19 protein-coding genes, 1 tRNA gene and 1 riboswitch are annotated in these 21,689 nt (G+C 63.8%); of the genes, 7 read left to right on the top strand and 13 right to left on the bottom strand.

The genetic code is table 11. The features are described from left to right. Window positions 1-33: 33 nt before the first annotated feature. Window positions 34-1,107, bottom strand: a complete 1,074-nt coding sequence (locus tag ACWA13_RS04710) for a lipid II:glycine glycyltransferase FemX (RefSeq protein WP_463937001.1) — start codon at window positions 1,105-1,107, stop codon at window positions 34-36. A gap of 197 nt (window positions 1,108-1,304) precedes the next feature. On the opposite strand from ACWA13_RS04710, the gene ACWA13_RS04705 reads away from it, so the two are divergent. Next, window positions 1,305-1,850, top strand: coding sequence for a TspO/MBR family protein (locus ACWA13_RS04705; protein WP_463937000.1), 546 nt, complete (start codon window positions 1,305-1,307; stop codon window positions 1,848-1,850). Between the two features lie 21 nt (window positions 1,851-1,871). Here the strand turns inward: ACWA13_RS04705 and ACWA13_RS04700 are convergent, their stop codons facing one another. The 5 genes from ACWA13_RS04700 to ACWA13_RS04680 form a co-directional block, all read right to left on the bottom strand. Beyond that, window positions 1,872-3,269 (bottom strand): L-serine ammonia-lyase, encoded by a 1,398-nt coding sequence (locus tag ACWA13_RS04700; protein WP_463936999.1) that lies wholly within the window; start codon window positions 3,267-3,269, stop codon window positions 1,872-1,874. Between the two features lie 42 nt (window positions 3,270-3,311). Next, a complete protein-coding gene (gcvH, locus tag ACWA13_RS04695) occupies window positions 3,312-3,686 on the bottom strand; it encodes a glycine cleavage system protein GcvH (RefSeq protein ID WP_463936998.1) in 375 nt (124 codons plus the stop codon). A 61-nt stretch (window positions 3,687-3,747) separates the two neighbouring features. Then, complete coding sequence (gene gcvT / locus ACWA13_RS04690; protein WP_463936997.1) at window positions 3,748-4,896, bottom strand: glycine cleavage system aminomethyltransferase GcvT; 1,149 nt, start codon at window positions 4,894-4,896, stop codon at window positions 3,748-3,750. A gap of 70 nt (window positions 4,897-4,966) precedes the next feature. Continuing rightward, a complete protein-coding gene (gene gcvP, locus ACWA13_RS04685) occupies window positions 4,967-7,828 on the bottom strand; it encodes an aminomethyl-transferring glycine dehydrogenase (protein ID WP_463936996.1) in 2,862 nt (953 codons plus the stop codon). Between the two features lie 144 nt (window positions 7,829-7,972). Beyond that, window positions 7,973-8,070, bottom strand: a riboswitch (glycine riboswitch). A 113-nt stretch (window positions 8,071-8,183) separates the two neighbouring features. Next, window positions 8,184-8,744, bottom strand: a complete 561-nt coding sequence (locus tag ACWA13_RS04680) for a TetR/AcrR family transcriptional regulator (protein WP_463937830.1) — start codon at window positions 8,742-8,744, stop codon at window positions 8,184-8,186. 68 nt (window positions 8,745-8,812) lie between these two features. On the opposite strand from ACWA13_RS04680, the gene ACWA13_RS04675 reads away from it, so the two are divergent. Further along, the gene (locus ACWA13_RS04675) at window positions 8,813-10,396 is read left to right on the top strand and encodes an MFS transporter (RefSeq protein WP_463936995.1); all 1,584 of its coding nucleotides are present in this window, start codon (window positions 8,813-8,815) and stop codon (window positions 10,394-10,396) included. A 126-nt stretch (window positions 10,397-10,522) separates the two neighbouring features. On the opposite strand, the gene ACWA13_RS04670 is transcribed toward ACWA13_RS04675, so the two are convergent. After that, the gene (locus ACWA13_RS04670) at window positions 10,523-11,002 is read right to left on the bottom strand and encodes a Dps family protein (protein ID WP_463936994.1); all 480 of its coding nucleotides are present in this window, start codon (window positions 11,000-11,002) and stop codon (window positions 10,523-10,525) included. Between the two features lie 216 nt (window positions 11,003-11,218). On the opposite strand from ACWA13_RS04670, the gene ACWA13_RS04665 reads away from it, so the two are divergent. From ACWA13_RS04665 to ACWA13_RS04655, 3 genes are read left to right on the top strand one after another with little or no spacing between them, the layout of a single operon-like run. Continuing rightward, on the top strand, window positions 11,219-12,259 hold the full coding sequence (locus ACWA13_RS04665) for a nitrilase-related carbon-nitrogen hydrolase (RefSeq protein WP_463936993.1): 1,041 nt from the start codon (window positions 11,219-11,221) through the stop codon (window positions 12,257-12,259). After that, the gene (locus ACWA13_RS04660; protein ID WP_463936992.1) at window positions 12,256-13,278 is read left to right on the top strand and encodes an agmatine deiminase family protein; all 1,023 of its coding nucleotides are present in this window, start codon (window positions 12,256-12,258) and stop codon (window positions 13,276-13,278) included. The genes ACWA13_RS04665 and ACWA13_RS04660 overlap by 4 nt, the downstream gene beginning before the upstream one ends. Window positions 13,279-13,289: 11 nt before the next feature. Further along, complete coding sequence (locus ACWA13_RS04655) at window positions 13,290-14,852, top strand: APC family permease (protein ID WP_463936991.1); 1,563 nt, start codon at window positions 13,290-13,292, stop codon at window positions 14,850-14,852. A 166-nt stretch (window positions 14,853-15,018) separates the two neighbouring features. Here the strand turns inward: ACWA13_RS04655 and ACWA13_RS04650 are convergent, their stop codons facing one another. The 6 genes from ACWA13_RS04650 to ACWA13_RS04625 all read right to left on the bottom strand — a co-directional run bounded on the left by ACWA13_RS04650 (window position 15,019) and on the right by ACWA13_RS04625 (window position 19,019). Next, window positions 15,019-15,321 (bottom strand): DUF4193 domain-containing protein, encoded by a 303-nt coding sequence (locus ACWA13_RS04650; RefSeq protein ID WP_463936990.1) that lies wholly within the window; start codon window positions 15,319-15,321, stop codon window positions 15,019-15,021. A gap of 170 nt (window positions 15,322-15,491) precedes the next feature. Next, a complete protein-coding gene (locus tag ACWA13_RS04645; protein WP_463936989.1) occupies window positions 15,492-15,704 on the bottom strand; it encodes a hypothetical protein in 213 nt (70 codons plus the stop codon). A 151-nt stretch (window positions 15,705-15,855) separates the two neighbouring features. Continuing rightward, window positions 15,856-17,514: an alkaline phosphatase D family protein gene (locus tag ACWA13_RS04640; RefSeq protein WP_463936988.1), complete on the bottom strand. Its 1,659-nt coding sequence runs from the start codon at window positions 17,512-17,514 to the stop codon at window positions 15,856-15,858. A gap of 64 nt (window positions 17,515-17,578) precedes the next feature. Further along, window positions 17,579-17,655, bottom strand: a tRNA-Thr gene (locus tag ACWA13_RS04635). Window positions 17,656-17,725: 70 nt separating this feature from the next. After that, a complete protein-coding gene (locus ACWA13_RS04630; protein WP_463936987.1) occupies window positions 17,726-18,034 on the bottom strand; it encodes an MmcQ/YjbR family DNA-binding protein in 309 nt (102 codons plus the stop codon). A gap of 109 nt (window positions 18,035-18,143) precedes the next feature. Next, window positions 18,144-19,019 (bottom strand): DsbA family protein, encoded by an 876-nt coding sequence (locus tag ACWA13_RS04625; protein WP_463936986.1) that lies wholly within the window; start codon window positions 19,017-19,019, stop codon window positions 18,144-18,146. A gap of 283 nt (window positions 19,020-19,302) precedes the next feature. On the opposite strand from ACWA13_RS04625, the gene ACWA13_RS04620 reads away from it, so the two are divergent. Next, window positions 19,303-20,715, top strand: coding sequence for an alpha,alpha-trehalose-phosphate synthase (UDP-forming) (locus tag ACWA13_RS04620; protein WP_463937829.1), 1,413 nt, complete (start codon window positions 19,303-19,305; stop codon window positions 20,713-20,715). Next, the gene (gene otsB, locus ACWA13_RS04615; RefSeq protein WP_463936985.1) at window positions 20,705-21,535 is read left to right on the top strand and encodes a trehalose-phosphatase; all 831 of its coding nucleotides are present in this window, start codon (window positions 20,705-20,707) and stop codon (window positions 21,533-21,535) included. The genes ACWA13_RS04620 and otsB overlap by 11 nt, the downstream gene beginning before the upstream one ends. Window positions 21,536-21,689 lie beyond the last annotated feature (154 nt).

The raw sequence follows: 21,689 nt of genomic DNA, 5'->3' as shown, positions 1-21,689 counted from the left end.
TGGTGGACGTAAAAAAGATGGTGGCGGGAATCGTCAGTAGAACTGGGCGCCGGTGCGCGCGGTTTCGAGACGGCGCAGCACGCGCTCGCCGCCTTTGACCCAGAGGGCGTAGCGAAAGCGGTCCAGCACCAGATCGTGGCAGCCCACGAAGTCGGTGACCACCTTGGTGAAGCTGGTCTTGAACATTCCCATGCCGGCCAGCGGGTGGGTTTTGTCCTTGATCCGGTCCGCCGGCGGCGTGCCGCAGAAGTCGTATTCGGTGCAGCCCAGCTCCTGCATGCGGCGGATCGCAGCCCACTGCACCAAGTGGGAGTCACCGTACTGCTTGCGGTTCTGCGTGGACCCGCCGTCCTTGTAGGTTGCCTTGGAGCCGTAGTTGATGACGAAGGCTCCCACGCTGGGCAAGCCGTCCTCGTAAACAAAGAAGAAGTTGCCCTGGCCGCGGCTGCAGAACTCGTCCCAGAATCGGGTGTAGTAATCGAAGCTGCGCAGCGGCATGGAGCCCTTGGCGCTCACGGTGTCCGCCATAAGGTCATACAGTGCGCGGTAGGTTTCCGGGCCCGGCTGCTCCTGGACCACCGTGCAGCCCTCGCGCTCGGCGCGGCGCACGGCGTTGCGGGCGCGCGAGGAGATCGCTTTGAAAACGTCCTCCTCCGGTGCGCTGATATCCAGGATGGCGGTGGAGTCGTTGGACTGGATGTTTGGAACTTTCAGCAGCGCAGTGCTGGCCAGTACCGCCAGGTTCTCCGGGGTGGCTACGATGTCCGGCTCCACCTTCAGGGCGAAGACGTTCAACTTGTTGGCACGCACGAATGCGGCCACAGCGTCCAGCATGGGGGCCAGGTGGGCCGGATCAGTGGTGTCCGGGCCCTTGATCAGGTACCAGAGCCGTCCCAGCACCGGGAACTTCTTCTCCAGGACCAGGTTGTAGCTGGGCGTGCCGGCGCCTTCCAGGACCAGGAACCGCGCCGTCCAGCCGTTGCCGTGCTTGACCGTGGCGTACGCAGCTGACTGAAGCATGTTGCCGCCGTTGGGATTGGCCTCCACGTGCTTGTCCCAGTTCTCGATTTCCCCGTCAGTGGCGAATCGGGCGGTAAATTCTCGCAAGGGTGCCGTGTCCAATCTCAGAGTTCTGGTGAGCGGTTCTGTGGGTCGGGGGCGTACAGGCATGTAGTCCTAAGTCTAAAGCCTGAACTCCAGAGCCATTTCCCGGACGGGACCGGCAGTGCCTTCAAGAGCCATCCAGATCGTGTGCCGCTGACGGCCGCCTTGACTGCACGGCCGGCATTGGCAAGGCTGGGACCATGGCGCCAAATGGGGGAAAGAGCTCGTTAGGGCAGGCCGACCGGGAGTCCCGCCAAGGTACCGGACGCCAACTACTGGTACTGGCAGGATTTCTGGCCGCCTCATTCGTCGTGGCGCTGCTTGGTGGCCTTGCCTCCACCAGCAATGTGGATGGCTGGTACAGCACGGCCAGCAAAGCGCCGTGGACGCCGCCCAACTGGGTCTTCGGGCCGGTGTGGACGGCCCTATACATTCTCATGGCTGTTGCCGCCTGGCTGATATGGCGCAAAGGAGGCCCCGCCGGGCGAAGGTTCCTGAAGCTGTACTGGCTCCAGCTGGCCCTGAACCTGCTCTGGACTCCCCTGTTTTTTGCCCTCTACCCGGTGTTCGGCACGCCGGCGCTCTGGATCGGTTTCCTGGACATCGCTGCTCTGGCCGTGGTCCTCATCATCCTGATCCGGCAGGCTTTCCCGCTCAGCAGGCCGGCTGGCATCATGCTTCTGCCGTACCTCGCCTGGGTGGCCTACGCCTCCACCCTGAATCTCTGGGCCGCCATCAACAACTGACACGAGCCAGCAAAGCGCCGGTCAGCACGCCACCACATTGACGGCCAGGCCGCCCATGGCGGTCTCCTTGTACTTGGAGCTCATGTCCCTGCCCGTCTCCCGCATGGTCACGATTACCTCGTCCAGCGACACCCTGTGCGAACCATCGCCCCAGAGTGCCATCTTGGCGGCGTTGATGGCTTTGGCTGCCGCGATCGCATTGCGTTCGATGCACGGCACCTGGACCAATCCACCGATCGGATCGCACGTCAGTCCAAGGTTGTGTTCCATGGCAATCTCTGCCGCGTTTTCCACCTGCTGGGGTGACCCGCCCATCACCTCCGCGAGACCCGCAGCGGCCATGGACGACGCCGATCCCACCTCGCCCTGGCAGCCCACTTCAGCGCCGGAAATGGACGCCTGTTCCTTGTACAGCACTCCGATGGCGCCGGCTGTGAGCAGGAACTTGACCACTACGTCGTCGCGGTCCCCTTGGCTGGCGTTCTCCATCCCCGGGGCAAAGTGCAACGCGTAGTACAGGACGGCGGGAATGATCCCGGCGGCGCCGTTGGTCGGCGCCGTGACAACCCGGCCGCCGGAGGCATTTTCCTCATTGACGGCCAAGGCGATCAGGTTCACCCACTCCTGCCAGTACTTCGGATCGCGGTCCTTGTCTTCCTTGAGCAGCCTTTCGTGCCAGTCAGGGGCACGACGGCGGACCTTCAGTCCGCCGGGCAGCAGGCCCTCGCGCTTGAGGCTGACGTCCACGCAGCTCTCCATCACGGAGTAGATGTGCAGCAGTCCCGCACGGATCTCCTCCTCCGAGCTGCCTGCGCGTTCGTTGACCATCATGATTTCCCCGATGGACAGCCCCCTGGACTCGCAGTGGGCAAGCAGCTCCGCGGCGGTGCGGAAGGGCAGCCGAAGTTCCTTCTTCGACTCGTCCAGGTCCTTCAAGGCAGCATCCTCTTCCCCTTCGCGGACAATAAAGCCGCCGCCGACCGAGAAGAACGTTGCCTCGTGAAGGACTGTGCCGGCGTCGTCCATCACTGCGAATTTCATCCCGTTGGTGTGCCGGGGCAGCACAGTGAGGGGGTGCAGGATCATGTCCTCCACGGCGTAAGGCAGTGCAACACTGCCGGCCAGTTGCAGGGTCCCGGTCTCTGCGATGGCGGCCAGGCGGGATTCCACCTCATCCGGCAGGATGAGTTCCGGGTGGAACCCCTCCAGGCCCAGCAGCACCGCGGTCATGGTGCCGTGGCCCCGGCCGGTGGCCGCGAGCGAGCCGTAGAGGTCCACCCGCAGCGAAGCAACCCGGCCAAGGTGCGCTGAGTCCGTCAATTCACCGGCGAAAACCGCTGCAGCCCGCATCGGCCCCACCGTGTGGGAGCTGGACGGGCCGATCCCGATGGAAAAAAGGTCAAAGACGCCAACAGCCATGGCCGGGTTCCTTAATAGAGGTAGTAATGGAGATGCCGCGGGCTACGCGTACTTGGACGTGTATTCCTCGGCCGTCAGGAGCGGGCCGTCCGCAACGGCAGCCACCTTGAACAGCCAGCCGGCACCGTAAGGATCACTGTTGATCAGAGCCGGATCATCCACGAGGGCGGGGTTTATTTCGGTGACCTCCCCGGTAACCGGGGCGTAGAGGTCTGAGACCGACTTGGTGGATTCCACCTCACCGCAGGTCTCCCCGGCGGTCACGGTGGCGCCAACCTCGGGCAGCTCAACGTACACGATGTCACCGAGCGCATCAGTGGCGACGGCGGAGATCCCCACCGAGACCACATTGCCACCCTCGCGGGCAACCCATTCGTGTTCGTCGGAGTACTGCAATTCAGGAGCGACTGTTGCCATGTTGGTGATTCCTTCTGTTCGTCGGTGATCGGGGGTTTCGACAAGCTCAACCACCGGCTTTTTATTTTTCGCGCTTATAGAACGGCAGGGCGACGACCTCGAAGGGTTCTGCCTTGCCGCGGAGGTCAACATCCAGTGCCGTGCCGGGTTCGGTGAACGCTACATCCACGTAGGCCATGGCAACGGGGTAGCCCAGGGTCGGCGACGGCTGGCCGGAGGTCACTTCGCCTACCGTTTCGCCGTCCTTCAACACGGGGTAATGGGCCCGGCCTGCGCGGCGGCCCAGGCCCTTGAGCCCTACCAGGCGTCGTCCGCTGCTGGTCCCGGCGCCGGCTTCCTTCATGGCTGCCAGGGCCGTCTTGCCCACGAAGTCGCCTTCCTTGGACAGTGCCACAACGCCACCCAAACCGGCGGAGAACGGGTCTCCCTGCAGGGAAAGTTCATTGCCGTACAGCGGCATCCCGGCTTCCAGGCGCAGCGAATCGCGGCTGGCCAGGCCTGCCGGCGTCAGCTCCCCTTCGTCTGCAATGGCGACGATGGCCTGCCACAGTGCGGCGGCGTCATCATTGTCGATGAAGATCTCGAAGCCGTCCTCTCCGGTGTATCCGGTGCGGGCCAGCAGGAGTTCCTTGCCCGCGCCGGCCACCAGGAAGGGCACCTCGACGGCGGCGTAGTACTTCAGCCCGGTGACCAGGCTGTGCCGGGCCGCAGGTACCAGACGGAGCAGCAACTCCTCTGCCTTAGGGCCCTGCACGGCGATCAGTGAGGTTTCCGCGGAAGCGTCCCGCACCTCAACGTCGAAGCCGGTGGCGCGCTTGGCCAGGGCCTCGGCCACCACCTTCGCGTTGCCGGCGTTGGGCACCACCAGAAAGACGTCGGTTCCTTCGGAAGATGCCGGCCGCCTGTACGTTATGAGGTCGTCGATGATGCCGCCGTCCTCATTGCAGATCAGCGAGTACTTCGCCTTGCCCACGGCCATGGCGGAAATCTTGCCCACCAGGGCGTAGTCCAGGTACTCAGCGGCTTCCGGCCCGGTGACCCAGATCTCGCCCATGTGGGAGAGATCGAACAGGCCTGCGGATGTGCGGACAGCGTGGTGTTCGGCCAGCTCGGAGCTGTACTTCAGGGGCATCTGCCAGCCACCGAAGTCCGTGAAGGAGGCACCAAGTTTCCTGTGCTCTTCGTAAAGGGCGGTGTAATTCTCAGTCATTGGGAATCCTTTCAGGCGGTGGTTGAGCTTGTCGAAACCCCGGTTTCGACAAGATCAACCACCGGGCGAATCAGTTTTCGAACTCGGAGAGGGGCGGGCAGGAGCAGATCAGGTTCCGGTCACCGGCTGCGCCGTCGATGCGGCCCACCGGCGGGAAGTACTTGTCCTGCTTCAGCGTCGGCAGCGGGAACACTGCCTGCTCGCGCGGGTAGCTGCGCTCCCAGTTGCTGCTGATCGCGGCGGCCGCGGTGTGCGGGGCGTTGCGGAGCGGGCTGTCGTGGAGGGTAAAGTCGCCGTTGGCCACTTGCTCGATCTCGGCGCGGATGGCGATCATCGCGTCAATAAAACGGTCCATCTCGCCCAGGTCCTCGGACTCGGTGGGCTCCACCATCAGCGTGCCGGCAACCGGGAAGGCCAGCGTGGGGGCGTGGAAGCCGTAGTCGATCAGGCGCTTGGCCACGTCCTCGGCAGTGACGCCGGTGCGGGTTGTCAGCTCGCGCAGGTCCAGGATGCACTCGTGCGCCACCAGTCCGCCTTCACCGGTGTAGAGCACCGGGAAAGAATCGTTGAGGCGGTTCGCGATGTAGTTGGCAGCGAGCAGTGCCGACTTCGTGGCTTCGGTCAGGCCGTCGCCGCCCATCAGCTTCACGTACGCCCAGGAAATGGGCAGCACACCGGCGGAGCCATACTTGGATGCGGAGATCGGCGTGCCGGCCTCGCCGTTGCCTGGATCTGCAGCGTTACCGGGCATGAACGGTGCCAGGTGCGCCTTGGCGGCAACCGGGCCCACGCCAGGTCCGCCGCCGCCATGCGGAATGCAGAAGGTCTTGTGCAGGTTCAGGTGGGAGACGTCGCCGCCGAACATCCCCGGCTGGGCCAGGCCTACCAGCGCATTGAGGTTGGCGCCGTCAATGTACACCTGGCCACCGGCCGCGTGGATGGCGTCGCACACTTCGCGGACGTCGGCGTCGTAGACGCCGTGGGTGGACGGGTAGGTAATCATGATGCAGGACAGCGCGTCCTTGTTCGCCTCGATCTTGGCGTACAGGTCCGCATGGTCGATTGTGCCGTCCGCGGCAGTGGCCACCACAACCACCTTCATGCCGGCCAGCACGGCGGACGCGGCGTTAGTACCGTGCGCCGAGGCAGGAATCAGGCAGATATTGCGCTGCTCGTCACCGCGGGAGAGGTGGTAGCCGCGGATTGCCAGCAAGCCGGCCAGTTCGCCCTGGGAGCCGGCGTTGGGCTGGATGGATACCTGGTCGTAGCCGGTGATGGTGGTGAGCTGGGCTTCGAGGTCCGCGATCAGTTCCCGCCAACCCACTGTCTGTGAATCCGGCGCGAACGGGTGGATGGAGGCGAACTCCGGCCAGGAGATGGCTTCCATCTCAGCGGTGGCATTCAGCTTCATGGTGCAGGAGCCCAGCGGGATCATCGTGCGGTCCAGTGCCAGGTCCCGGTCAGAGAGGCGGCGGATGTAGCGCAGCATCTGCGTTTCGGAGCGGTGCGTGTTGAACACCGGGTGCTGGAGGTATTCGGAGGAACGCTCGACGGCGGTCTCCAGGGAGAAGGATTTGCTTGCCTCCACTGCCTCCGCGCCGAAGGCAGCCAGGACGCCGTCGACAATTTCCGGTGTGGTGGTTTCATCGGTGGAGAACCCAACCGTGTCCGCGTCGATGCTGCGCAGGTTGATCCCGCGGGCCTCGGCCGCGGCAACAAAGCCCGCCGCCTTGCCCGGTGCCGAGATGGTCACGGTGTCGAAGAAGCTGCTGTGCTGCACGGCGAATCCGGCGGCGCTGAGGGAAGTGGCCAGGGTGCGGGCATGGCCGTGGACCCGCTGCGCGATTGCTTTCAGGCCGTCCGGGCCGTGGTAAACGGCATAGAAGGAGGAAACGATCGCCAGCAGGGCCTGTGCCGTACAGATGTTGGACGTGGCCTTCTCACGGCGGATGTGCTGCTCGCGGGTCTGCAGGGCCAGGCGGTAGGCGGGGATGCCGGCGGAGTCCTTGGAGACGCCCACCAGGCGGCCGGGCATGGAACGCTCCATGCCCTTCTGGACTGCCATATAGGCGGCGTGCGGACCACCGTAGAAGAGCGGCACGCCGAAGCGCTGGGCGGAGCCGACGGCGATGTCAGCGCCCTGCTCGCCGGGAGGTGTAATCAGCGTCAGCGCCAGGAGGTCGGCGGCCACGGTAACCAGTGCACCGCGTTCCTTGGCGTCGGAAATCACGGCGGTGTGGTCAAAGACCCGGCCAGAAACACCAGGCTGCTGGAGCACCACACCGTTGATGGCGCCGTCGGGCAGTCCATTGGAAAGCTCAGCGACCTCTACCTCAAAGCCGAGGGCCTCGGCACGGCCCTTCACGATCGCGATGGTCTGCGGCAGGCAATCGGCGTCCAGGACGGTCTTGCCATCCTTGGCGTCTTTGTTCTTATTTGCGCGCCGCATCATCAGCACAGCTTCGGCAACAGCCGTGGCTTCATCCAGGAGTGATGCGTTGGCTACCGGCAGGCCCACCAGGTCCTGCACCATGGTCTGGAAGTTCAGCAGCGCCTCGAGGCGGCCCTGGGAAATCTCCGGCTGGTAGGGGGTGTAAGCGGTGTACCAGGCGGGGGCTTCAAGGACGTTGCGGCGGATCACCGGCGGGGTCACGGTGTCGTAGTAGCCCTGGCCGATCATCTGGACGGAAGTTTTGTTCTTCGAAGCGAGTTTCCGGAGTTCAGCCAGCACCTCCACCTCGCTGAGCGCGGAGCCCAGCTCCAGTGCGGAGTCCTGGCGGATGTCCTTGGGAACGGCGGTGTCCACCAGGGCATCCACGGAGTCGAAGCCGACTGCCTTCAGCATGGTGCTGACATCGCCGTCACGGCGGGCGCCGATGTGCCGGTCAACAAAAGAGGTAGAGGCTGGAATAACGGTCACGAGGAACTCCATAACTCAGGCGGCGCAGGGTGCGCCACATCGATTGGGTTCCTCCCCGCTCTGTATTGGACCTGAGAGTTTCCGCGTCCCCCGCTGGGCGGGTAACGCTTGCACCGTCGGTGAGCGGGCGTGCTGCCTGCTACTTTCCAGAGTTGCCTCGCCGCGGCGGTACATGGGCCTGAGAGATTCCTGGGGAGGATTTGCTCCTACGGCGCCTGCTTGTACTGTTGGCAGAACTCTCCCGCCGCAGATCAAAGGCATATTAAGTTGGGTTGCTGCCTAACGGCAGGACTGTTGCCGTGGCCAAATGTGGCCTCCGTAACTTATCCATTCTCCTACGTGGGCGACGCTGGGGCAAATGGTGCTTTTAGCCCCGGAGGCGTTCGACGGCGGCCAGGAGGCTCGCGACATCGGCAGCACGGTCTGATCCCGAGGCTTTCCCTTCCGGGGGCTGTGGATCCGTGGCACCTTCCCACATGGCATTGAAGTACAGGCCGTCCCCCATATACCGCACCGCTTTGGCCATTTCCGGCCCCACATCCTCGGCCAGCAGCTCCAGCCACCGCCCCTGGATGGCAGCAAAGCGTCGCCGGGTTTCCTGGTGCGCCACCTCGGCCAGCCGGGTCACGGCAACGAATACCCGGTCCAAGGGGGTGTCGGACCAGAGCGAGGACTTGATGAAGTAGGCCGCGGAGCCTTCTTCTGCCGCTGCCATGGCCGCCACATCTTCCCCCGCCAACTGGTCCAGCCGCTCCAGGAGCGAGGCGATGAGGGCTTCCTTGTTCGGGAAGTGGTACAGCAAGCCACCCTTGGAGACACCGGCCCGCTTAGCGACGGCATCAAGGGTGGCAGCTCTCTCGCCCACTTCAATCAGGAGGGCTTCGAAGGCATCAAGCACCGCTTCGCGGGCTACGGGTTTTCTGGCCATGGGTCCAATCATGCCTGTTTCCTGACATCGACTTCCTAAGTGTACCGTCCAGACGGTACAGTTATTGCATGACCTCGACCCCGGACATCACCGTTTCGCCGCGCACCGGCCCCAGTAAGCCTGCGGAAATACGTCTTTCCGGACCTCGCGCGCCGTGGCGTGACTGGCTGGCACTGGGCCTGCTGATGTTCCCGGTGCTGCTCGTGGCGGTGGATAACACAGCACTGACCTTCGCCCTGCCTGAAATCGCGCGCGCCCTGCAGACCAGCGGCATTCAGCTGCTGTGGATTGTGGACGCCTACCCGCTGGTTCTGGCCGGGCTGCTGGTGGCGATGGGCAGCCTGGGTGACAGGATCGGCCGCCGTCGTCTTTTGCTGATCGGCAGCGTCGGCTTCGCTGCCGTCTCCGCCATCACTGCATTCGCACCGACTGCCGGCTTTCTGATTGCCGGCCGCGCAGCCCTGGGCTTCTTTGGCGCCATGCTGATGCCATCCACACTGTCCCTGATCCGGAACATCTTTCCCGAACCCAACCGCCGTCGGCTGGCCATAGCCATTTGGGCCGCCGGCTTCTCCGGCGGCGCGGCGCTTGGTCCGATTTTCGGCGGCTGGCTGGTGGAGCATTTCTGGTGGGGCGCCATCCTCCTGGTCGCGGCGCCCATCATGCTGCCGCTGCTGATCTTTGGCCGCGCCGTCATTCCCGAATCCCGGGACCCCAAGCCCGGCAACGTTGATGTGCCCAGCGTCCTGTTATCCATGCTGGTGATGGTCCCCGTGGTGTACGGAATCAAGGAGCTGGCCACGGAGGGATTCTCCGCCGCACCGCTTGCCATCATCACTTTTGGACTGGTGATGGGGGTGGTGTTTGTCCGCCGGCAGAAGCGGCTCGCCTCACCCCTGCTGGACATCTCCCTCTTCGGGAACAGCATCTTCAGCACCGCGATTATGGCCAACGTCCTGGCCCTGTTCTCCTTCAACGGGTTCATCCTCTTCCTGGCGCAGCACCTGCAGCTTCTGGAAGGAATGTCGCCGTCCGAATCCGGAGTGGCCATGATTCCGGCCCTGCTGGCCACGGTCATTGCCGGCTTGTTGGTGGTTCCGCTGGTGCGCAAGGTCCGGCCCGGCCTGGTGGTGGCTGGCGGCCTCTTGCTCAGTGCCACCGGATATGCCCTGGTGACTTTTGGCAACCACGCCGGCGGCCCTGAACTGCTGCTGGCAGCGCTGCTGGTTCTGGCCCTGGGCGTGGGGGCCGCGGAAACTATTTCCAACGACCTGATTCTGGGCTCGGTGCCGGCGAACAAGTCAGGTGCTGCCGCGGCGGTATCGGAAACGGGCTACGAAGTGGGCTCGCTGCTGGGCACCGCCGTTCTGGGCTCGATCCTGACGGCGTCCTACCAGCGCAACCTGAAGCTGCCTGCGGAGGTGGCGGGCCAGGGTTCCGCCCCTGGAACACACCTGGCCGGCGAAACCCTGGCCGGCGCCGTCGAACTCGCCCATACCCTGCCCGCACCTTTGGCCGAGGCCGTATTGACCACCGCCCGGACGGCGTTCGACTCGGGGGTGCACATCACGGCGGCGATTGGGCTGGGACTGATGGCGGCGGCGGCGCTGACTGCCGGCGTCGTACTCCGAAGGGTTCCAAAGGCAAGCTAGCCCGACCACAAAAAAGCACCGAGTGGCGGGATAACGCCGCTTAGCTCGGATCTAAGCAGCATCTTCCCGCCACTCGGCGCAACAGGTGTGCCGGCCGGGGCACCATAAGCGGGCCCGGCAAGGCCCCTACTTGCTGTCGGGTGCCGTCACGCTGGCAGTTGCCTTCATGGTTTCGGCATTTATCATCCAGGCGAACTGCTCCAGCTTGCTGATGAACTCATGCAGGAGGTCGGCCGTGGTGGGATCTTCCTCATCTACCTCGTCGTGCACCTTCCGCATGGTTCCCACTGCGGCCTCAAGTGCAGCAACGATCCGCTCGATGGCGTCCTTGGTGTTGATCAGGCCTTCCGGAAAGGCGGGCAGGTTGGTGGAGCCCGAAACCGTGGCGCTGCGGCCATCCGGCAGGGCGTGCAGGGCGCGCATACGCTCGGCGACATCGTCGGCAAAGAGCCGTGCTGCCTCCACAATCTCGTCGAGCTGCAGGTGGAGATCGCGGAAGTTGGTTCCCACAATGTTCCAGTGGGCCTGCTTGCCCTGGAGGTGGAGCTCAATAAGGTCCGTCAGGACGGCCTGCATGTTGTTGGTCAGTGTCGGTGAAGCTTTCATGAAATCCTCCTCGATTGGTCCGTAATCCTGACGCTATCAGCACTGCTCAACCGGGTCGCCGGGCACTGGGAAAATTTCTCAGTGAGCTTACTAAGTTGACTTCGCGGACGACATAAAAGAACGCGATTCATTTAACCCCTTGCACCGCGGCCTGTGACCCTCCATACTAAATGAACGTCATTCATTTAGTGACAGTCGTCTCACTGGAGTAGCCACATGATTGAAATTTCCTGCCTCGATGCCCCCGCCTCCCTGGCCCGGACAACGGCGTCCGCCCGCCCCGCCCTTCGGGTGGGCGTGGTGCAGCACCGCTGGCACCCGGACACCGCGGTGTTGCATGCCGAACTCAACGAGGGCATCGAACGTGCAGCCCGATCGGGGGCCAGCGTGGTGTTCCTGCCCGAGCTCACGCTCTCCCGTTATCCGGCAGACACCCGGCCGGAGAACGACACCACCTCCGGCGCAAAAAACAGGCCCAGGCCATCGGACCTTGCAGAGGACCTCCTGACCGGACCCACCTTCACCTTCGCGGCACGGGCCGCGCGGCGCTACGGCGTTTCCGTCCATGCCTCGCTCTATCAAAAGGCGGAGAACCCGGACGGCTCCGATGACGGACTGGGCCTGAACACAGCCATCCTGGTCTCCCCGCAAGGCGAGCTCGTGGCCCGCACCCACAAGCTGCATATCCCCGTCACCGCCGGCTACTACGAGGACAAGTTCTTCCGCCAGGGCCCCGCAGCCCAGGACGCCTATGAAGTCCATGCCCCGGCCGAACTCGGCGGAGCGCGACTGGGCATGCCCACCTGCTGGGACGAGTGGTTCCCCGAGGTCGCCAGGCTGTACTCACTGGGCGGTGCCGAGATCCTGGTCTACCCCACGGCCATCGGTTCCGAGCCGGACCACCCGGACTTCGACACCCAGCCGCTCTGGCAGCAGGTGATCGTGGGCAACGGGATCGCCAATGGGCTTTTTATGGTCGCGCCCAACCGGTGGGGCCATGAAGGGACGCTGAACTTCTACGGCTCGTCCTTCATCTCCGATCCCTACGGCCGGATCCTGGTCCAGGCTCCCCGCGACGAATCCGCGGTACTCGTCGCCGATCTTGACCTGGACCAGCGCCGCGACTGGCTGACGCTCTTCCCCTTCCTGGCCACCCGCCGCCCGGACACCTACGCGCGGCTCACCGATCCCGTTCGCCGGGATCAGCCCCTCGGCGGCGAAGCATTGGCACTGGAAGACATGGAGGCGGCGTCATGAGCTGGCGCATGCCTGCTGAAACCGCGCCCCAGGAGCGCCTGTGGATGGCTTTCCCCACCGGCGGATACACCCTGGGTGACACCGAGGAAGCCGCCCATGCAGCGCGCTCCACCTGGGCAGCGGTGGCGAACGCCGCCGTCGAATTTGAACCCGTCACCATGGTGGTGGACCCCGACGACGTCGATACCGCCGCGCGCTATCTGCACCCTGACGTCGAGGTACTTTATGCCCCGCTTAACGATGCCTGGATGCGGGACATCGGCCCCACTTTTGTGCTTGACGGCCTGGGACGGCGCGGCGCCGTCGACTGGGTGTTCAACGGCTGGGGCGGGCAGGACTGGGCAAGCTGGGACAAGGACGCCGCGATCGCAGCCGAGGTAACCCGCCAGTCCGGGGCACACCATGTCCCGTCACCGCTGGTCAATGAAGGCGGCGGGATCCAGGCCGACGGGCTGGGAACCATCCTGGTGACCGAAACCGTACAGCTGGATCCGGACCGTAATCCAGGCTTGAGCAAGGCTGACGTGGAAAAAGAACTGGCACGAACCCTGGGAGCTACGCACGTAGTGTGGCTCCCCCGCGGCCTGACCCGGGATTCGGAACGCTTCGGTACCCGCGGCCATGTGGATATCGTGGCCGCTATTCCATCCCCTGGAACCCTGCTGGTCCATTCACAGCAGAACCCGGCCCATCCCGACTATGACGTCTGCCGCGACATCATCGACTACCTCCGCACTACACGGGACGCCGCCGGCCGCGAGTGGAAGATCGTGGAGGTCCCTGCTCCCGAGACGCTTCGCGATGACGAAGGGTTCGTGGACTACAGCTACATCAACCACGTGGTGGTCAACGGCGGCGTGATCGCCTGCAGCTTCAATGACCCCCATGATGACAAGGCCCTCCAGATCCTTGCCGAGGCCTACCCCGGCCGCCGTATTGTCAATATTGATGCACGGGAGCTTTTTGCCCGTGGCGGCGGTATCCACTGCATTACCCAACAGCAGCCCGCTGCCTCCTAGAAAGCACGGACATGACCCAAACTATCCGTAACAGCGATGACAGCCGCTCCGGCGCATCCCGCAATGCCCCCGGAAGCTCTGCACACGGCATCAGCCCGAAGGGACTCAAGGGCGGGCAGTTGGGGCTCCTCGCCGTCGTCGTCCTCGGTATTTCCACCATTGCCCCGGCCTACACGCTGACCAGCGCCCTTGGCCCCACGATCAATGAGGCAGGGCTCCAGCTGCCTGTCATCTTCCTGATCGGCTTTATCCCGATGATCCTGGTCTCACTCGCCTACCGGGAGCTCAACGCCGACTCACCGGACAGCGGCACCACCTTCACCTGGGTCACTAAGGCGTTCGGACCCTGGGTGGGCTGGATGGGCGGCTGGGGACTCCTAGCGGCAAACATCATCGTGCTTTCCAACCTCGCGGCTGTTGCTGTCGACTTCTTCTATCTCTTTCTTTCGCAGCTCACGGGTTCACCGGAGCTGGCCGAACTGGCCGCCAACAAGCCCTTGAATGTGCTGACCTGCTTCGTTTTCGTGGCTCTGGCAATATGGGTCAGCTACCGCGGCATGCGCACCACCAAGCTGGTGCAGTACGGGCTGGTGGGATTCCAGCTCGTGGTCCTGGGCCTGTTCGTGGCCATGGCCTTCGCCAACTGGTCCACCTCGGAAACGGCCATTCCTTTCAGCTGGGCATGGTTCGATGTCACTAAAATCGAGACCTTCGGCCAGATTGCGGCCGGCATCTCGCTGTCCATCTTTGTCTACTGGGGCTGGGATGTATGCCTGACGGTGAACGAGGAAACCACCAACGGCAAGCGGACCGCCGGCCTGGCGGGCACCCTGACTGCCGTGATCGTCCTGGGCATCTACCTTCTGGTCAGCATCGCCACCATGATGTTCGCTGGCATCGGCGATACCGGGAACGGGCTGAGCAACCCGGACAACCAGGAGAACATCTTCACGTCCCTGGCATCGCCCATCATGGGACCCTTCGCCATCCTGATGTCCCTTGCCGTCCTGTCCAGCTCCGCTGCTTCGCTGCAGTCCACGTTTATGTCGCCGTCCAGGAGCCTGCTGGCCATGTCCCACTACGGTGCCCTGCCTAAGCCGCTGAGCAAGCTGAGCAAGTATTCGACGCCGCGTGCGGCCATTATTGCTGCCGGTGTCCTGTCCTCGGGGTTCTACGCGGTCATGCACATCATTAGCGAGAACGTCCTGAACGACACCATCCTGGCATTGGGCCTGATGATCTGTTTCTACTACGGCCTCACGGCCATTGCCTGCGCCTGGTACTTCCGTAACAGCGTCTTCAGCAGCTTCCGCAACTTTGTGCTCCGGCTGCTGTGCCCGGTGCTGGGCGGCGTTGGCCTGTTTGTCGTGTTCATCCAGACCGCCATCGACAGCCTGGCCCCCGAGTTCGGCAGTGGCTCTGAAGTCTTCGGTATCGGTCTTGTGTTTGTCCTCGGCGTGGGGATCCTGGTCATGGGCGCCGTCTTCATGTTGGTCATGGCGCGCCTCCGCCCGGGCTTCTTCCGTGGCGAGACCATCCGCCGCGATACCCCGGCGCTGGTGGTTCCGGAGTAGGCAAGTAAACGTCCAGAGACAAAGAATGGTGCCCTGCCGGAGATCATCCGGACAGGGCACCGTTGTGTCCAGGGCAGCCCAGAAAGGCGCCGGAAATGGCAAAGGCACCGCTCACCTGGTGGTGTCCGGTGCCCTGCGTGCCGTGGTGGCAGCCGTTCGGAAGTCTTTAGCCTTCGCAGTCGTAGCAGTACTTCAGGCCGTTCTTTTCCTTGGCCACCTGGGACCGGTGACGGACCAGGAAACAAGAGGAGCAGGTGAACTCATCCGACTGTTCGGGAACAACGGTAACCGTCAGTTCTTCGCCGGAGAGATCGGCTCCGGGAAGGTCGATGCCCTCAGCGGTGTCGTTCTCGTCGAGGTCGATGACAGCAGTCTGGGCGCTACCGCTGCGGGACGCCTGAAGGGCCTCCAGCGATTCGGCGGGAGATTCTTCTTCGGTCTTGCGTGGGGCGTCGTAATCGGTAGCCATTGCGTGTTCACTTTCGTTGCTGCACAGCGCCATTTCAGGCACCTCAGTGAAGCAGTTTAGGCCATACTGCAGGCATGTAAAGAAAAGTGTGTTCAACACTACAGTTTTCTACCGCCGCTGGGCGCCCGGCCGGGGCTTCCCACCTTCCTGTCGACCCCGTCAATCCCGGTTCAGGCAGGCCCCTCGGGCATGCTGTCCGCATCCGAATGTGCGGCCGCGGCACCGTCTGCTGCCACCGCTACTCCGCTCAGGGCCGGCAGCCAGCCCCAACGACTCGCCTCCAGCACACCGTCCAGCGTGCGGTCCACGCAGTTTTCAACGTAAGCCGCTTCAATCCAGGAAGCGATGCGGCGGCCGGTCCTGCCGAGGAATGTCCCGTTCATCCGGCCAAGGTATCCGGCCCACATTCGGGAACCATTTCAGGAATGTCAAAGGCGTGTTAACGGCACGACGGCGGGCGGCTGCGTTGAGGCAACCATCCTCCACGAACCAGGAGGCAACACCCTCGGTGATAGGCGCTGCACGGTGGGGCCGCTACGGCCTGTGAGGAGCTACGGTGAGGTCCGCCACCCGCTCGAGCCGAGGGTGTAACCCGTCGTCATCGTCCACAACGCCCGTTTCCCACCAGAGCTTGAGCCCGTCCGGAGTCACCTCGAGGCTGGCAAGGTTGTTGTTGAACCATGGTCCAGTAACCCGTGTCCAGCGGAACGGCGGATTCGGAACCCGGGCCAAGCGGGCCACAACGGCGCCTACAGGCGCAGCCAGACCGTAGGCCATCACAGCCCCGAAGTACCTCATAACCCGCGGAAGGGGGTTACGGATCGGAGAGCAGACCGCCTGCACAATGCGGCTGCCCCCGCTTCGGTCCACCTCCGCGACGTAGGAGAAGTGCACGTCCCCGGACAGGAAGGTGATGGTGTCCGGTGCCGGGCCGCGCTTACCGTCAGCGACCTCGGCGGCCATGGAGGCCATCTTTTGGAAGCTGCTTTGGAAGGCGCCCCAGTGTTCCAGGTCAACCGTCCGGCGCAGCTTCTCTCCGGCGCGGGCGGCAAGCTTGCCCCACGCGCCTTCGGAGACGGCCTCATTCCAGGATTCGATGTGGTGCAGGCCCATAGGCAGCAGGAATGGCAGCGACGTGGCAATCAACACGTGACGGAAGCCACCGCGCATCTGGCCGTCAAGCCAGTCCATTTCCTCGTCATCGAGGAGGGCGCGGTGGTCCGGTTCCAGGTTCCGGGCGGCGCGGGAATCGATCACGATCAGCCTTGTGTCCCCGAAGTCCCGGCAGAAGCTCCACCGGTAGGATGGCGGGTCTTCGTCCGCACGTTCCGCGAAACTGTCCATTTCCGCACTTAGGTCAAGCTCAGCCTCGCCCGCATGCCCGGTGACCTGTTGCCAAAGGGGGTCCCTGAGCCGTTCGTACGGCGAAAGGTTGCCAAGGTGCTGGTACACCCAATAGGAGGACAACCCGGAGACGATCCGTTCATGCCACCATGAGGTGGCTTCCATCTCCCTTCTCCAACTTAATGAGGCATTCCAGTCGTCCCGGATGTCATGGTCGTCGAAAATCATTGCGCTGGGCAGCGTGGACAGCAGCCATCTGTTTGCCGGGTCAGACCAGGCGAGTTCATAGAGGTGTGAGTACTCCTCGTAATCCTTGAGCTCCTCGCCGGGCAGGGCATCGATGTCCCGGCGGGCACGGATAAACTCCTGCATCTGATCGCTGGTGGAGTCCGCGTACACTTGGTCCCCCAGGAAGACCACCAAGTCAGGCCGGGCGGGACCTCCGCCTGAGGCCATCGCCAGCGCGTAGGCCCGAAGCGCGTCGACGCCGTGCGTCTGGTTGCCGGACGCATCGTGCGGGACACTGGTCCGGCAGGAGCCGTAGGCCATACGCAGTGCCTTGCCGGATTCCAGCGTCGCAATGACGGGTGGCGGAAAATCGGAGTCACGCTCGGGCCAACACTGCTCCCCGTCAATTTCCACGGTGTAGGGAAGGACCGTTCCGGGCTGTAGCCCGTCCGCCTCCACCAGCGCGTAATGGTGGCCGTGTACAGCGAAGGAACGGGCTGCCCACTCCCTGTCACCGGCGCGGACCAAGACCCGGGCAGTGTCTCGCGTCTCTACCCAGATGCTGGCTGAGTTCTCATCCACGTACCGCATGATTGGTCCCAGCACCAGCGAGGTTGTCATGACTTAGTTGTACCCGTTTCGAACGGCATCAACCATGGGCACCCCGTTAGGGGACTACTTCTTCTGGAGCCTCCTGTCGGATTCGAACCGACGACCCCCGCTTTACAAGAGCGGTGCTCTGGCCAACTGAGCTAAGGAGGCATGCCCGCAATCGGGCTGCACCGAAACGGCGCTAGATAAGGTTAGCTCACCGGGGCTGAGAACAAAAAAATCAGCGCCCGGTGCCGCCGGCAATCCGGTAGGACTCCTGCAGCAACTCGTCCAGCTCGTCCCGGTCCACGTTGGCCAGCTTGACCAGCACAAGCTGCGGGGACCGGTCGTGGTGCGGGGTCCAGAAGTACGTGTCCGGGTCCGTCCCCGCGAGCGCCTCCCGTTCGGCGGTCTTCACGGTGAGCACGCCGTCTTCCCACATCCGGGCCATCAGGGACTTGGTGAACCAGGCCGGCATGTTCCAGCTGGGCCGTTCGGTGACGCCGGGCAGTGCCAGGCAAATGCTGCGCACGTCCTCTTCGGTAGCCATACGCCCATGATGGCCCAGCCAGGCAGGATCATCCAGCCCTGGTTAAACAACCGCGGGCCGCTTGCTGAGGTACAGCATGCGGTCCGCGGTCACAGGGCTACGAAAAGAATCAGGCCTTGGCGTCAGCCGCTGCCTGAATAGCAGCAGCCAGGTCGCTGGTACCATCCCACTGCTGTCCGTCGATGAATACTGTGGGCGTACCGGTGATGCCGCTGTTCGCAGCCAGTTCCGTGGAGTACTTCACGTACGGCCGGAACTTCTTGTCTTCAACACAGCTGTTGATGTCTACGCCAATTTCGCTTGCCAGGGACTTCAGCTTGTCATCGGACAGGCCGGCGCCACCTTCAGAAGGCTGGTTGTCGAACAGCACGTCAACATACTCGGAGTACTTGTCAGGTGCGGTGTCGGCGATGCAAGCTGCGGCGTTGGCCGAACGGGAGGAGTAGTTGGTGGTGGACCGGGTATCAAGGAAGCCCAGGGGGCGGTATTCCATGGCGATCTTGCCGTCGTTGCGCAGCCCCTTGAGCAGTTCGCTGTTGTTATTCTCAAACTGCAGGCAGGCGGGGCAGATGAAGTCGATGTAGGCAACAACCTTCACGGGCTGGCCTTCTACGGCCTCCGCTCCCGGTGCCACCACAGGCGAAGGCTGGGTAGCCGGCTTCGCCGGGAGGCTGGCCATGTCGATGGTGGCCGGGTCCGTGGGGGCTACTTCGTCGTTAGCCAGCAGGGTGACTCCGCCATTGATGTTGGCGCTGGCCGGGACGGGCCCCTGGTCCGCGATCGGAGCGCTCTTCTGGAGGTTGTTGACCACCACAAGGGCGATGACCGTCAGGATCGCCACGACGGCGATGACGATGCCCCACCCGATGAGCATCTTGTTTCGTTTGTCCTTCTTCAGCTGGGCCTCGCGGATGGCGCGGGCCTTCTCGCGTGCTTCCGCTGTTCTTTCTGCTTTGGACTTACGGTTTTCGTTTGCGGGGCTCATCTGTTCCTCGTGTCGATCGACGTCGGGCGGACCACATTGTGGCAACTTCGCCTATTTTAGGGGAGAAAACTGGGAGCTTGCGCTTTCAAGTAATTCAGGGCGGTGGCGACACACGAATAGCACCCGGGATTCCGCCCCATTAGGGTGGAACAAGAGCCATAGGCAACCTTAGGGGACCGAATTGGAACGCAACGATCAGCACAATCCGAACAATAACGCCGTGGATAAACCCGCACGGCAGCCCGCCACCCAGGGCATAGCACCGGGAACGCGTTATGACTTCATGGTGGTGTCCAACCGGCTTCCGGTGGACCGCTGCAATGCCGGGGACGACGGCGACGACGGTTCCGGCTGGCGCCGGTCCCCCGGCGGACTCGTCACTGCCCTCGCCCCCATGATGACCAAGACCGACGGCGCGTGGGTCGGCTGGCATGGCGCCCCTGATGAGACGGTCAAACCGTTCAGCCACGGCGGGATGGACCTGGTGCCGGTGCACCTGAGTACCGACGACGTCGAGCTTTACTATGAGGGCTTTTCCAACGCCACGCTGTGGCCGCTGTATCACGACGTCATCGCGCCGCCGGAGTTCCACCGCACTTGGTGGGATTCGTACCGGAAGGTGAACAGGCGTTTCGCCGACTCCGTCATCAAGTATGCCGCCGAGGGCGCTACGGTGTGGGTCCAGGACTACCAGTTGCAGCTGGTCCCGCGGATGCTGCGCGAGGCCCGGCCGGATCTGCGGATCGGCTTCTTCAACCACATCCCGTTCCCGCCGCCGGAGATCTTCGCCCAGCTGCCCTGGCGTCGCGCCATTATTGACGGCCTGCTGGGAGCGGACCTGGTGGGCTTCCAGCGAACCAGTGACGCCGGCAACTTCATGCGCTCTGCGCGCCGGTTCCTGGGCGCGAGCGTCAAACGACAGCAGGTGCACGTCAAGGGACCCGGCGGCCAGGTGACGCACATCGCCAGGGCCCAGGCGTTCCCCATCTCCATTGATGTCCAACAAATCCACGATCTGGCCAACAAGCCGGAAATCATCGAACGCGCCCGCCAGATCCGGCAGGACCTCGGAAACCCGAAGACCATCCTGCTGGGCGTGGACAGGCTGGATTACACCAAGGGAATCCGGCACCGCCTCAAGGCGTTCGAGGAACTCCTTGCTGACGGCTCGCTGAAGGTGGAGGACGCCACGCTCATTCAGGTCGCCAGCCCCAGCCGTGAGCGCGTTGAACAGTACCGGCTGCTGCGCGAGGAAATCGAAGGCACCGTGGGCCATATCAACGGCACCTACGACACCATCCAGAACACGGCCGTCCGCTACCTGCACCACAGCTATCCGGTGGAGGAAATGGTGGCCCTGTACCTGGCCGCGGATATCATGCTGGTGACCGCCCTGCGCGATGGCATGAACCTCGTTGCCAAGGAATATGTCACCACCAGGACCCATGACGACGGCGCGCTGGTCCTCAGCGAATTTGCCGGCGCCGCCGATCAGCTCAAGCACGCCCTGCTGATCAATCCGCACGACATCGACGGCCTGAAGGAGACCATCCTCAAGGCGGTCAGCATGACGCCCCGTGATGCAGCCCGCCGGATGCGTGCCATGCGCAAGCAGATCCTCGAGCACGACGTCGACCACTGGTCCAGAGAGTTCCTGACCGCCCTGAACGAGAAGGTTGTGCGCGATGACTCCTGAGACCAACAGCGCAGACTGGCTTACCCTGAGTCCCGACCTGCTCGATGCCATCCGCCGGATCGCCGCCACGGAACACCTGCTGGTGGCCCTGGACTTTGACGGCGTGATGGCACCCCTGGTGGACCGGCCGGAAAACGCCCGGCCACTCCCCCGCACCGCTACCGCCTTCGCGTCCCTCGCCACGCTGCCACGCACGACGACGGCACTCATCTCGGGGCGCGCACTGGAGAGTCTGCGGCTGGTCGCCTCCCCTCCGGCTGAGGCCCTGCTGATCGGCAGCCATGGGGCCGAGGCCTGGATGGGGCCCGGGTCCACACCCCTGACGTTGGATCCGGAGCAAGTGCAGCTGCTGGCCGAGGTCAGGGCAACGCTGGCCGAAATTGCCGGTGAGGCGCCGGGTACGCACCTGGAGGACAAGCCGGCAGGAGTGGTGCTGCATACCCGACTGGCTGCCGATGACGTCGCCGAAGACGCCGTAGCAGCTGCCCGGTCCTCCTTGGGCAACCTGCAGGGTGTGCACTTGAAAACCGGCAAGCGCGTCCTGGAAACCTCTGTGGTGCACGCGTCCAAGGGCGAGGCCATCACCTTCCTGCGGCAGGCAACAGGCGCTTCGGCCGTGCTTTTCGCCGGCGATGACGTGACCGACGAGGACGCCCTGGCACGGATGACCAAGGACGACGTCGGCGTCAAGGTGGGCTTCGGCTTCACCCAGGCCAGCTACCGCGTTGAGGCCCCAATCCACATGGCCGAGGTCCTGGAGGCACTGCTCAAGGAGCGCCAAAAGTCCGTGGGCGACGTCCCGCCGTCGAACGGCCTTTGATGAATCTCACAAGTGACGTTCGTAACATTCGCGGGCATTCCGGATAAATCTGACATACTCTTGGATGTGATGTGGCGCACAACAACCGTGCGGCGTCGCGAGTGCTCCCGGGCTTCGGCCTTGGGAGCACCCAACTGAATACACACCATTCACT

The sequence above is a fragment of the Pseudarthrobacter sp. TRD_SC_9 genome (assembly GCF_055361265.1).
Note: the sequence above shows the minus strand (reverse complement) of the source record. Positions and strands in the feature narration are given on the sequence as shown.

Excerpts from the sequence above, each read along its gene's own strand:
- ACWA13_RS04705 (WP_463937000.1), top strand. The coding sequence starts at position 1,305 with ATGGCGCCAAATGGGGGAAAGAGCTCGTTAGGGCAGGCCGACCGGGAG.
- gcvT (WP_463936997.1), bottom strand. The coding sequence starts at position 4,896 with ATGACTGAGAATTACACCGCCCTTTACGAAGAGCACAGGAAACTTGGT.
- ACWA13_RS04670 (WP_463936994.1), bottom strand. The coding sequence starts at position 11,002 with ATGAAAGCTTCACCGACACTGACCAACAACATGCAGGCCGTCCTGACG.
- ACWA13_RS04680 (WP_463937830.1), bottom strand. The coding sequence starts at position 8,744 with ATGGCCAGAAAACCCGTAGCCCGCGAAGCGGTGCTTGATGCCTTCGAA.
- otsB (WP_463936985.1), top strand. The coding sequence starts at position 20,705 with ATGACTCCTGAGACCAACAGCGCAGACTGGCTTACCCTGAGTCCCGAC.
- ACWA13_RS04640 (WP_463936988.1), bottom strand. The coding sequence starts at position 17,514 with ATGACAACCTCGCTGGTGCTGGGACCAATCATGCGGTACGTGGATGAG.
- gcvH (WP_463936998.1), bottom strand. The coding sequence starts at position 3,686 with ATGGCAACAGTCGCTCCTGAATTGCAGTACTCCGACGAACACGAATGG.
- ACWA13_RS04660 (WP_463936992.1), top strand. The coding sequence starts at position 12,256 with ATGAGCTGGCGCATGCCTGCTGAAACCGCGCCCCAGGAGCGCCTGTGG.
- ACWA13_RS04645 (WP_463936989.1), bottom strand. The coding sequence starts at position 15,704 with ATGAACGGGACATTCCTCGGCAGGACCGGCCGCCGCATCGCTTCCTGG.
- ACWA13_RS04665 (WP_463936993.1), top strand. The coding sequence starts at position 11,219 with ATGATTGAAATTTCCTGCCTCGATGCCCCCGCCTCCCTGGCCCGGACA.
- ACWA13_RS04650 (WP_463936990.1), bottom strand. The coding sequence starts at position 15,321 with ATGGCTACCGATTACGACGCCCCACGCAAGACCGAAGAAGAATCTCCC.
- gcvP (WP_463936996.1), bottom strand. The coding sequence starts at position 7,828 with ATGGAGTTCCTCGTGACCGTTATTCCAGCCTCTACCTCTTTTGTTGAC.
- ACWA13_RS04625 (WP_463936986.1), bottom strand. The coding sequence starts at position 19,019 with ATGAGCCCCGCAAACGAAAACCGTAAGTCCAAAGCAGAAAGAACAGCG.
- ACWA13_RS04655 (WP_463936991.1), top strand. The coding sequence starts at position 13,290 with ATGACCCAAACTATCCGTAACAGCGATGACAGCCGCTCCGGCGCATCC.
- ACWA13_RS04675 (WP_463936995.1), top strand. The coding sequence starts at position 8,813 with ATGACCTCGACCCCGGACATCACCGTTTCGCCGCGCACCGGCCCCAGT.
- ACWA13_RS04620 (WP_463937829.1), top strand. The coding sequence starts at position 19,303 with ATGGTGGTGTCCAACCGGCTTCCGGTGGACCGCTGCAATGCCGGGGAC.
- ACWA13_RS04700 (WP_463936999.1), bottom strand. The coding sequence starts at position 3,269 with ATGGCTGTTGGCGTCTTTGACCTTTTTTCCATCGGGATCGGCCCGTCC.
- ACWA13_RS04630 (WP_463936987.1), bottom strand. The coding sequence starts at position 18,034 with ATGGCTACCGAAGAGGACGTGCGCAGCATTTGCCTGGCACTGCCCGGC.